This window comes from Nonomuraea aridisoli, assembly GCF_003236395.1.
Classification (GTDB): Bacteria; Actinomycetota; Actinomycetes; order Streptosporangiales; family Streptosporangiaceae; genus Nonomuraea; species Nonomuraea aridisoli.
Genome location: NZ_POUD01000317.1, coordinates 1 through 9,834, shown reverse-complemented (window position 1 = coordinate 9,834; position 9,834 = coordinate 1). Strand labels below are relative to the sequence as shown.

At 71.2% G+C, this 9,834-nt stretch carries 11 protein-coding genes; 8 read left to right on the top strand and 3 right to left on the bottom strand.

What is annotated here, in order from left to right; all coding sequences use genetic code 11:
• Nucleotides 1-504 precede the first annotated feature (504 nt).
• The 5 genes from C1J01_RS53340 to C1J01_RS41935 all read left to right on the top strand — a co-directional run bounded on the left by C1J01_RS53340 (nt 505) and on the right by C1J01_RS41935 (nt 5,199).
• Nucleotides 505-627, top strand: a complete 123-nt coding sequence (locus C1J01_RS53340; protein ID WP_268958797.1) for a hypothetical protein — start codon at nt 505-507, stop codon at nt 625-627.
• Nucleotides 628-673: 46 nt separating this feature from the next.
• Entirely contained in the window at nt 674-1,534 is an 861-nt protein-coding gene (locus C1J01_RS41950; protein WP_111184612.1) for a phosphotransferase enzyme family protein, read from the top strand.
• Between the two features lie 211 nt (nt 1,535-1,745).
• Entirely contained in the window at nt 1,746-3,608 is a 1,863-nt protein-coding gene (locus tag C1J01_RS41945; protein WP_111184611.1) for an ABC transporter ATP-binding protein, read from the top strand.
• Between the two features lie 152 nt (nt 3,609-3,760).
• Nucleotides 3,761-3,988: a zinc ribbon domain-containing protein gene (locus tag C1J01_RS41940; protein WP_235855027.1), complete on the top strand. Its 228-nt coding sequence runs from the start codon at nt 3,761-3,763 to the stop codon at nt 3,986-3,988.
• 224 nt (nt 3,989-4,212) lie between these two features.
• The gene (locus C1J01_RS41935) at nt 4,213-5,199 is read left to right on the top strand and encodes a hypothetical protein (RefSeq protein WP_146615920.1); all 987 of its coding nucleotides are present in this window, start codon (nt 4,213-4,215) and stop codon (nt 5,197-5,199) included.
• 2 nt (nt 5,200-5,201) lie between these two features.
• Here C1J01_RS41935 and C1J01_RS41930 read toward each other — a convergent pair whose 3' ends face one another.
• Nucleotides 5,202-5,774 (bottom strand): SDR family NAD(P)-dependent oxidoreductase, encoded by a 573-nt coding sequence (locus tag C1J01_RS41930; RefSeq protein WP_111184609.1) that lies wholly within the window; start codon nt 5,772-5,774, stop codon nt 5,202-5,204.
• 29 nt (nt 5,775-5,803) lie between these two features.
• Entirely contained in the window at nt 5,804-6,856 is a 1,053-nt protein-coding gene (locus C1J01_RS41925; protein ID WP_111184608.1) for an aldo/keto reductase, read from the bottom strand.
• A 129-nt stretch (nt 6,857-6,985) separates the two neighbouring features.
• On the opposite strand from C1J01_RS41925, the gene C1J01_RS41920 reads away from it, so the two are divergent.
• A complete protein-coding gene (locus tag C1J01_RS41920) occupies nt 6,986-7,573 on the top strand; it encodes a TetR/AcrR family transcriptional regulator (RefSeq protein ID WP_235855026.1) in 588 nt (195 codons plus the stop codon).
• An 84-nt stretch (nt 7,574-7,657) separates the two neighbouring features.
• Here C1J01_RS41920 and C1J01_RS41915 read toward each other — a convergent pair whose 3' ends face one another.
• Nucleotides 7,658-8,269, bottom strand: coding sequence for a TetR/AcrR family transcriptional regulator (locus tag C1J01_RS41915; protein WP_111184607.1), 612 nt, complete (start codon nt 8,267-8,269; stop codon nt 7,658-7,660).
• A 68-nt stretch (nt 8,270-8,337) separates the two neighbouring features.
• On the opposite strand from C1J01_RS41915, the gene C1J01_RS41910 reads away from it, so the two are divergent.
• Complete coding sequence (locus C1J01_RS41910; RefSeq protein ID WP_235855025.1) at nt 8,338-9,111, top strand: alpha/beta hydrolase family protein; 774 nt, start codon at nt 8,338-8,340, stop codon at nt 9,109-9,111.
• Nucleotides 9,108-9,834, top strand: a 727-nt coding sequence (locus C1J01_RS41905; protein WP_181449261.1) for a YbfB/YjiJ family MFS transporter, incomplete at its 3' end; no start/stop codon positions are given. The genes C1J01_RS41910 and C1J01_RS41905, both read left to right, overlap by 4 nt.

Below are 9,834 nucleotides of genomic sequence, written 5' to 3'. Positions count from 1 at the left end.
TCGCCCCAGCCTGTGTGGCGATGTCGACACTGTTGTAATTTTTTTTTTCAAGCAGAAGACGGCATACGAGGTGAGCGCTAGTCTCGTGGGCTCGGAGATGTGTATAAGCGACAGCCCCTGACCCCGGTCACACGAACCTGGGGAGTACCGCACCTGCGACCGGACACACAGTCCCCCTCTTCGCCCCTCGCGAGGCGCGCGGGTTGAGCGCCCCTCGCGAGGGTCCCTCAACCTGCGAGAGCGTCGCCCCTGTGCTCCGGCGCAGCCCGTTCCTCTTCGTCCCTCGGGAGGGGACCCGCAACCCGGGGGAGCGTTGTTCCGGTGGCCCGGCTTGCTCCTCGCGAGGGGGCGCAAATTCTGGGGAGCGGCTTGGCCCGGGACCGGCGCACCCTCCCCCTCTCCCAAGGACCTCAAAGGGTGTTTCTGAACTGGTGAAACGATCTTTCGTGTACTGCCTCGCCACTACCGGCCTGAGCGGGCGGTGGCCGCCGACGGGTCGGTGGCGTGGAAGTGGTCGATGAGGAGCTGGACTCACATGTCGAGGTCTGTGCGTACCTGGCGGGGCTGAGCGCGGCGGGCCGGGCGTTCGACACCGGCGGGTCGGCCACGTCGAGCCGGTGCTCGTGAAAAGACGTCGACCGGCCGCCCTCGGCAGCGGTAACGTCCTGGGGCGATGGGGAGCGACGTACGACCGCCGACGACGACTCAGGTCCGCGACGCCTTCGGTGTCGAGGTGGGCGAGCTGCGGCCGCATCCGGGCGGGTTCGAAGCGGATGCGTTCACCGACGGACGCTGGTTCGTGAAACTCTGGCGTCAGCGGCCCGACAGCGACGCCGGTCTGGCGCTGACCGCTGAGTTGGCGGCTCGGGGCATCCCCGTCCCTGCGGCGGTGCGAGCACTTGACGGCTCGTACACCTCCGAGCACCACGGCCGGCGCTACGCGCTGTTCCCGTTCGTCGACGGCCGCCGGGGAACGTGGAACGACGCTGACGCGATCGCGCGGGCGATGCGCGCCGTGCACGAGATCACCGACCTCGTCCTGCCCCGCACCGACATGGACGAGTGGTGCATCGAGGTGCTGCGCGACCGGCACGACCATCCCTGGATCGTCGACCGCCGCGACGAGGTCATGGCCAACGTCGACCGGCTCGAAGCGGTCATCGAACGGGCACGCGCGATCGACGTGCCCCACGTCGTGTGCCACCACGACCTGTTCCCTCACAACGTCCTCGTCGACCGCGACGGTCGCATCGCGACGCTGCTCGACTGGGGTCACACGATGCTGGCGCCGCGCGAGCACGATGTGTTCGCCGCCTTGTGCGGGCCCGACCCGGTGCGCTTCCTGCGCGCCTACGGCGCGGAGCGACTCGACCTCACCCACCTCGAGTACGCCCGGCTCGCCCGCTCGCTGCGCGACCTCGCAGTTCGCATCTACAACGAGGTCGACCTGGAGGGCGTCAACACCTGGGGCTTCGACGGATTGCGCCGAGTGGACGCCGATCTCGCAATCTCCCGGCCTTTTTGCGATCGTTGAGGTCGCCCGATGCGTCGATCGACGCCGGATCACGGTTCCGGGCCGGCGACGGCGGCGAAGGTCTGCGTTCGAGGTCGACCACGTTGCGACGAGCGTTCATCAGGGATCCCTGTCGCCGGGCTCCAAGGGGAGTAACCGTCCACGCCGGCGATCGAAGAAACGAGCCCCGGCGGGCATCGAAACTGTCAGTGTCCGCGTGCACACTCGCAGCATGCAGAACGAGCCCCTCGAACTCGGCGAGATCTCCTTCCCCACGTGGAGCGCCCACACCGACAAGATGGCGAAGGTGGGCTTCCTGGCCATCGCCAGACGGCTCCCCTCCCTCGTCTCCCAGGCGCTGCGCATGGCCTGGCAGGCGAGCCCGCGCGACACGCTGGCCACCGTCGTGCTCAACCTGCTCGGCGGCGTGTTCACCGCGTTCGGACTGCTGGCCACCACCGGTGTCCTCACGGCGCTGTTCTCCGAGGGCCCCACCCCCGACCGGGTCGTCGCCGCCCTGCCCAGCCTCGCGCTGGTCGGCGTGGCGGCGGTGCTGCGCACGGCCGTGCAGGCGGGCGCCGGCTGGGCGCAGTCCCGCCTCACCCCGCAGATCACCCGGCTCGCCGAGGAGCGGCTCTACGGCCTGACCAGCCAGGTCGAGCTGGTCGCCTACGACGACCCCGACTTCCACGACTCGTTGGAACGCGCCAGCAGCCGAGGCGTGTTCACCGCCGAATACGTGGTCTCGGCGGCCGTCGACGTGGTCACCGCCGTCGTCGGCATCACGGCCGTGGCCGGCGTGCTCGGCGTCCTGCACCCGGTGCTGCTCCCGCTCCTGCTGCTGGCCGTGCTCCCCGACGCCTGGGCCGCGGTGCGCAGCGCCCGCATGCGCTACTCCACGATGTACTCCCTGATCCCCGCCCGCCGCCGCAAGTGGATCATCGCCGACCTGCTGGCCGAGCGCGGCTCGGCGGCCGAGGTGCGCGCGTTCACGATGCGCGGCTTCCTGCTGCGCATGTACGACGCGGTGGCCAGGGCCGAGCAGGACGTCATGCTCACCCTGGCGAGGCGGCAGACGACCGCCCGGCTGGTGGGCGAGGCGCTAGGCGGCATCGGCACCGCCCTGGTCTACGTCGCGCTCGGCGTCCTGCTCGCCGCCGCCGCGATCCCGCTGGCCGTGGCCGGCACCGCGGTGCTCGCCATCCGTTCCGGCCAGTCCTCCCTGGCCACCCTCATGTTCGCCACCAACCGCCTCTACGAGCAGGGCCTCTACTTCACCGACTTCCTGGAGTTCTGCGCCGAGGCCGAGCAGCGCCTGACCGGCCCCCGCCCCCACGCCGTCCCCGACGGCTTCTCCAGCATCACGGCCCGCGACGTCACGTTCACCTACCCGGGGGCCGAGGCGCCCGCCCTGCGCGGCGTCTCGGTCGAGATCAAACAGGGCGAGGTCATCGCGCTCGTCGGCGAGAACGGCTCCGGCAAGACCACCCTCGCCAAGATCCTCGCGGGCCTCTACGAGCCCGACTCCGGCACCGTCCACTGGGACGACACCGAGCTGCGCGACGTCAGCCCCGACGAGCTGCGCCGGCGCACCGCCGTGATCGCGCAGGACCACACCCGCTGGCCCCTGACCGCCCGCTACAACATCACGATGGGCACCGACAAGGGTGAGCCCGCCCTCCACGCGGCCGCCGCCGTGGCAGGCGCCGACGAGGTGATCGAGGAACTGCCCCACGGCTACCGCACGCTGCTCGACCGCCGCTTCAAGGACGGCCACGAGCTGTCCGGCGGCCAGTGGCAGAGGGTCGCCGTCGCGCGTGGCTTCCACCGCGACGCCGTCCTGCTCATCTGCGACGAGCCCACGGCCGCCCTCGACGCCCGCGCCGAACACGCCCTGTTCGAACGCATCCGCGCCCACTCCGACGGCCGCACCGTCCTGCTCATCACCCACCGCCTGGCCAGCGTCCGCTACGCCGACCGCATCTACGTCCTCGACCACGGCACGATCACCGAGCAGGGCGACCACGGCACCCTCATGTCCCTGGGCGGCCTCTACGCCGACCTCTACTCCTTGCAGGCCAGCGCCTACCGCTGACCCGGCGCCGGCCTTACCCGCCCGCCTGCGGCAGGTCCGGACGGGCTCAGTGACCGGTGCTCTGGTAGTGGTCGAGTTGCCGTTTCCACACGGGTTTGAACAAGAGCATTCTGGATGCGGGTTGGGGGGTGTTCCTGGGCATCCTCACGCACATGGCTGAAAGCGCCGGTCGAGAGCTGATCCACGTGAACCCCGCCAACACGTCCCGCACGTGCCCGCCCTCGATGGGAGGGTGCGGGCATGTGTCCGGGGACGACCGTGTCACCCAGGCCGGTTTCGTGTGCGTGCGGTGCGGGTTCACCGCGAACGCGGACGTGGTCGGCGCGATCAACGTTTTGAGGGCCGGGCTGGTTCTTCGTGAGACTGCGCAGGCGGCCTAGCGAGAAGCCACCCCGTTCACGGGGCGGAGGAGTCACGTACTGGAAGGGCAGGATGTCGGCCAGCGCTCCGATTGTTTTCATGGCCGTCCCGGGGTCGTGCCGGGTTCCGGACGTTCCCTTAATTGGGGAATTTTCGCATTTGTATGGGTCTGTCGTTATTTCTGGGGTCCTGGGTTTCTGGCCGGCGCTTGACGGGGAGCGTGGGGGAGGGCTAAACGACAGCTATGACGTCCGTCAAAATGCGTCTCCGCGGCGCGCTCACCAATATCGACCTCGGGATCGTGCTGCTCGTGGGTGCCGTCGTGAGCGTGCTCGACCTGCTGGAGGTGCTCTCCGAGGAGAACGCCGACCAGTTGATCCTGCCGGTCCTGGCCCTGCTCGCGTTCGTGTGGATCAGGGACAGGAACCGGCAGGCGCGCGTGGCCGACCAGATCGCCATCCTCGGCCGGACGACGGAGGGCATGTGGCGGTTGCTCTCCAGCGGAGACTCCGTCAAGTCCCTCAACGGGGCGGCCATCACGCGACTGCTGGCCGAGGCGAGGGAGGGCAGCGACATGTGGCTGTTCAAGGGCGGCACCGGCACGTATATCCGGGCGGTCACGCTGCCCGAATGCATCGAACGCGCCAAACGTACGCGGAGCAAAATGCGTTTCCTGCTGGAATTACTCGATCCGACGAATGAGGCGTTGTGCGATTCGTACACGCAATTGCATCGGAATCTGGCGGGTGACGGGGCCGAGGAGAAGACGTGGACGGCGCTCGGCACCCGCAAGGACGTCTATTCCACGATTCTGGCCGCCTGCTGGTTCCGGCAGCACAACAGCCATCTGCTCGACCTGAAGATCGGCCTGTCGGGCACGATCTCCCTGTTCCGCTGCGACCTCACCTCGCACAACCTGGTGATCACGCAGCGCGGCCCCGAGTTCCCCGGCCTGGCGATCCCGCGTGACAGCCCCCATTACAACCCCTGGTACGTCGAGCTGGAGAACAGCCTCAACCAGACCCGGCTGCTGGAGGTCGGCAAGGCCCCGCCGCTGAGCTCCCCGCCCACGGTCGCGGAGACCCGGCGGCTGTTCGAGGTGCTGGACATCCCGCTGACGGACGACTTCAAGGACTCCGACGTGGCCGACATCGCCCGCGCCGCCCTCAGCCGCATCGACCCGTACCAGGGACGGGTGCCCGTGCCCAGGCCGGCCGTCTCCGTCAACTGAGGTCAGGCCTTGATCAGCTGCTCGCTCAGCTCCCAGAGCCGCTGGGCGGAGCGCGGGTCGATGGCGTGCGGCACGATGTCGGCCGGGACGTCCTGGTCGACGCCGAAGACGACGGGCCGCGGGTCCTCGTCCAGCGGCGAGATGTCGCTGTCCTTGAGGTAGACGCCTCCGATGCCGGCGAGCAGCGGGCTGGTCGCCGCGAACACGATGGTGGCGGCCCCCTGCTGCGGCGTCTTCAGCCCACGCTCCGGGGCGATGATCGGCCGGCCGGACGCGTCGATCAGCCCCATGGCCCCCGCGAAGGCGTCGATCGACGCCGGGTCGAGCAGGTCCAGCCGGCTGACCTCGACACGCTCGATCCCGGCCAGCGCGACCGCGGCGCGGTCCGGGTCGCGTGAGCCCACGGTGACGGAGGCGCCGGCGGCGCCGAGCGCTCGGGTGGTCTCCAGGCCGAGCCCGGCGTGGCCGCCGGTGACGACGACGTTCGTGCCGGTCAGGTCGATGCCGGCGAGGACGTCGGCGGCCGTCGAGGCGGCGGTGAACCCTGTTCCGATGGGGTGCTGCTTGTGGGTCACGGTACGGGCCCTTCGTGGTGGGGACGCGGTCAGGCGGCGGCGCGTTCGTCGACGGGGCGGCGGCGCAGACGGGCGTGCTGGATGGCGGGCGGGTCGTAGGCCATGTCGAGCGTGCCGATGTCGGTGCCGGGCGGCACGATCTCGTCGATGCGGTCGAGGATCTCGTCGGTGAGCGTGACGTCGACCCCGGCGAGGAGGCCGTCGAGCTGCTCCATGGTGCGTGGGCCGATGATCGCGGACGTGACGCCGGGGTGGGCGATCGCGAAGGCCATGGCCAGGTGGGTCAGCGGCATCCCGGCGTCCTCGGCGAGCGGGATGAGCTCCTCGACGGCGTCCAGGCGGCGCTCGTCCGTCAGGTGCCGGAAGCCGAACTGCGACCGGTGGGTGGCGTTCGGCTGGTACCTGCGGTAGCGGCCGGTGAGCAGGCCGCCGGCGAGCGGGCTCCAGACCAGGGTGCCCATGCCGTACTGCTGGACCACGGGGAGCACCTCGCGCTCGATGCCGCGGTTGAGGATCGAGTACGGAGGCTGCTCGGTGCGCGGCCGGACCAGCCCGCGCCGCTCGGCGACCCAGTGGGCGTGGACGATGTCCGAGGCGGGCAGGGAGGAGGTGCCGACGGCGCGGACCTTGCCGGCGCGCACCAGGTCGGTGAGCGCCGAGAGGGTCTCCTCGATGTCGGTGTCGGGGTCGGGCTGGTGGATCTGGTACAGGTCGACGTAGTCGGTGCCGAGGCGGCGCAGCGAGTCGTCCAGGGCGCGGATCAGCCAGCGGCGCGAGGCGCCCGACCGGTTCGGAACGGACGGGGTGGCGCCGCTGGGGTCGAAGTCCACGGGGAACCGGGCCTTGGTGGCGAGCACGACGTCGTCGCGGCGCCCCTTGAGCGCCTTGCCCACGATCCCTTCGGACTCGCCGTGGGAGTACATGTCGGCGGTGTCGATGAAGTTGATCCCGGCGTCGAGCGCCCTGTGGATGATCTTGATGGAGTCGTCGTGGTCGGGGTTGCCCACGGCCCCGAACATCATGGCGCCGAGCGCGTACGGGCTGACCTTGATGCCGGTACGGCCGAGTGTGCGGTAGTGCATGGGGATTCTCCTGGGATCGGGGTCCAGGTGTCGCCGGCGGGGTGCGTGCCGTACCCTGGAACCTAAAGCGGAACGTCTTTCCGGAACTATACGGAAAGCTGTTCCGGTTAGCAAGTGTGGAGGAGAACCGTGCCCGAGAAGACGGCGCCGCGCCGCCTGCGCGCCGACGCCCAGCGCAACATCGACTCCCTGCTCGAAGCGGCGAAGACCGTCTTCGGCACCTCGGGGGTCGACGCCCCCGCCAAGCAGATCGCCGATCTGGCCGGCGTCGGAGTCGGCACGTTGTACCGGCACTTCCCGCAGCGCTCGGACCTGGTCAAAGCCGTGTTCCAGCGCGAGGTCGACGCCTGCGCCGACGCCGCCCCGGCGCTCAGCGCGGCCCACGAGCCGGGAGTGGCGCTGGAGAAGTGGCTCCTGCGCTACACCGAGTTCCTCGCCACCAAACGCGGGCTCGCCGGCGCCCTCCACTCCGGCGATCCGGCCTTCGACGCCCTGCCCGGCTACTTCATGCGGCGCCTCGGCCCCACCCTCGGCTCGCTGCTCGACGCCGCGACCGCCGCTCGCGAGATCCGCGCCGACGTCAGCGCCAAGGACCTGCTGTACGCCGTCGCCAACCTGTGCATGCCCGTCGATGACGAAGGCGTCGCCTACAGCCGGCGCATGGTCGGGCTCCTCGTCGACGGGCTGCGCTACGGCGCCGGAACGACCCCGGCCTGAAGGCGGTGACCCGCCGTCCGTTCTGGCCTCGACGTCGATGACGCGCCACCCGGCCTGACGATCAGTCCTGGAACTGCGCCGGTGTCAGCGGGGGTCGCGGCTCTGTCGCGGTGAGCCGGCCGCTTCCAGCAGGGTGAGCGCGGCCTGCCGGGCGAGGCGGGCCGCGTCGGGCGTGGTGGGGTGCTGGTCGGCCACGACGGTGCAGCCGGTCACCAGGATGAGCAACTGGCGGGCCAGCGCGCCCGGATCGGCCGCCCCCGCCCTGGCGGCGATCTCGGTCAGCAGCGCCAGCCGGCGTTCGAGATGGCGTCCCGCGAGGTCCAGCTCCGGTGCGCCGTGATGCTGGGCGGCGGCGTTGAGCAGGGCGCAGCCGCGGAAGTCGGGCTCGGCGTGCCAGCCGGCCAGCGCGTCGAAGACCGCGGCGAGCTGAGCGGCCGGGTCGTCCCCCGCGGCCTCGGCGGCCGTGCGCAGCCAGCGCGTCACACGCTCGCTCCGCGCCTCCAGCACCGCTTCGATCAGGCCCTCCTTGGAGCCGAAGTGCCGGTAGAGCGTCTCCTTCGACACCCCGACGGCGGCGCAGAGCTCGGCCACGCCGACGCCGTCCAGGCCCCGTTCGTACAGGATCGGCATGGCCGCCGCGACGATCGCGGCGCGCGTCCGCTCCGGGTCGAGAGTGCTTCCCTTCGGTACAGGCACCCCTAGATGGTAACGGTCGGTTCGATTGCTGTTATCGTACCGATCGGTTCGATCTAAGGAGGATCGTCGTGAGAGCTACCACCCCCGCCGTGACCTTCGACAGCGGCGGAGTGCCCCTGGCCGGGTTGTTGCACCTGCCGGCCGGGCCGGGGCCGCATCCGGTCGTGCTGCTCCTGCAGGGGTTTCCGGGCAACGAGCGCAACCTCGACCTGGCGCAGGCGCTGCGAGCGGCCGGCTATGCCGCCGTCGCCTTCCACTACCGCGGCTCCTGGGGCATGGGAGGGACCTGGTCGTGGGGGAACGCGCTGGAGGACGCCGCCGCCGTGGCGCGTGCCGTGCGCACCGAGGCGTTCGCGTCGGCGTACCGGCTCGACCCGGGACGTCTGGCGCTGTTCGGGCACAGTTTCGGGGGGTTCGCCGCGCTGATGACCGCCGCCGCCGACCCGTCCATCGCCGCCGTCGCGTCGGTGTCGGGCTTCGATTTCGGTACGGTGACCCGCACGCTCGACCCGGCCGCCCGCGCGCGTCACGTCGAGGCGTTCGGGGAGGAACTGCTGCCCCTGCGCGGGACGAGCGGCGAGGCGCTGGTCGCCGAGATGGAGCGGGCGGGTGACCGGTGGAGCCTGGCCGGCCTGGCACCCCGGCTCGCCGGTCGGCCGGTGCTGCTCATCGGCACCTCGGACGACTCCGTGACCCCGGCCGACGTGCACCACCGGCCGCTGGTGAAGGCGTACGAGCAGATCGCGGCCGAGCACCACGAGTGGCACACCGACCACGCCCTGTCCGACCACCGAGGGCGCCTCATCGAGACCGTCCGCGCCTTCCTCGACGGCAGCCTGTGAAAGGCCCCTGCCCGGACGCCGGCCTTCGAGCTCCGGCGAGCCGCCGGTCGGCCGCCCGCAGGGCGCTGTGGCAGGCGGCCGGGCTCTCCCTGGGCGTCGCGGCGGCGCTCGGACTGGGCCGGTTCGCGTACGGGCTGCTGGTCCCCGGCATGCGTACGGCGCTGGGCTGGAGTCTCGCCCAGGCGGGCGCGATGACCACGGCCAACGGCGCGGGCTACCTGGCCGGCGCGCTCGTCACCGCCGCCGTGACGCGCCGCCTGGGGCTCTCCCTCACCTTCCGCGCCGGGATGATCCTCACCTCCGTGTCGCTGGCGGCCACGGCCGTGAGCGGTGCGGTCGCCGTACAGGTCGTCCTGCGCGCCGTCACGGGACTCGGCTGCGCGCTCGTCTTCGTCACCGGAGGCGTACTCGCCGGCCGGTTGGCCGCCCGCTCCGGCTCGGCGGCCCCGATCGGCGTCTACTACGCCGGCGGCGGGCTCGGCATCGTCCTCAGCGGGACCGCCGTCCCTTTCGTCGCACCGGATCGATGGCAGCTGGTGTGGCTGGCGTTCGCACTGGCCGCGTCCGCCGGCACGGCCCTCGGCTGGCGCGCCGCGATGTCAGCCGCGACCGGCACACCGGCCGCCGGCACCCCCGGCCGCGCGCCCGCGAAGACGGACGACGTCCCGGCCCGCTCCCACCCGCCGCGGCCGTTGGAGCCGGGTGAGGGCGTGACCCCTCCAC

Bases quoted from the DNA above. Each gene is read 5' to 3' on its own strand.
- C1J01_RS41950 (WP_111184612.1), top strand. From the start codon at position 674: ATGGGGAGCGACGTACGACCGCCGACGACGACTCAGGTCCGCGACGCC.
- C1J01_RS41945 (WP_111184611.1), top strand. From the start codon at position 1,746: ATGCAGAACGAGCCCCTCGAACTCGGCGAGATCTCCTTCCCCACGTGG.
- C1J01_RS41940 (WP_235855027.1), top strand. From the start codon at position 3,761: ATGGCTGAAAGCGCCGGTCGAGAGCTGATCCACGTGAACCCCGCCAAC.
- C1J01_RS41935 (WP_146615920.1), top strand. From the start codon at position 4,213: ATGACGTCCGTCAAAATGCGTCTCCGCGGCGCGCTCACCAATATCGAC.
- C1J01_RS41925 (WP_111184608.1), bottom strand. From the start codon at position 6,856: ATGCACTACCGCACACTCGGCCGTACCGGCATCAAGGTCAGCCCGTAC.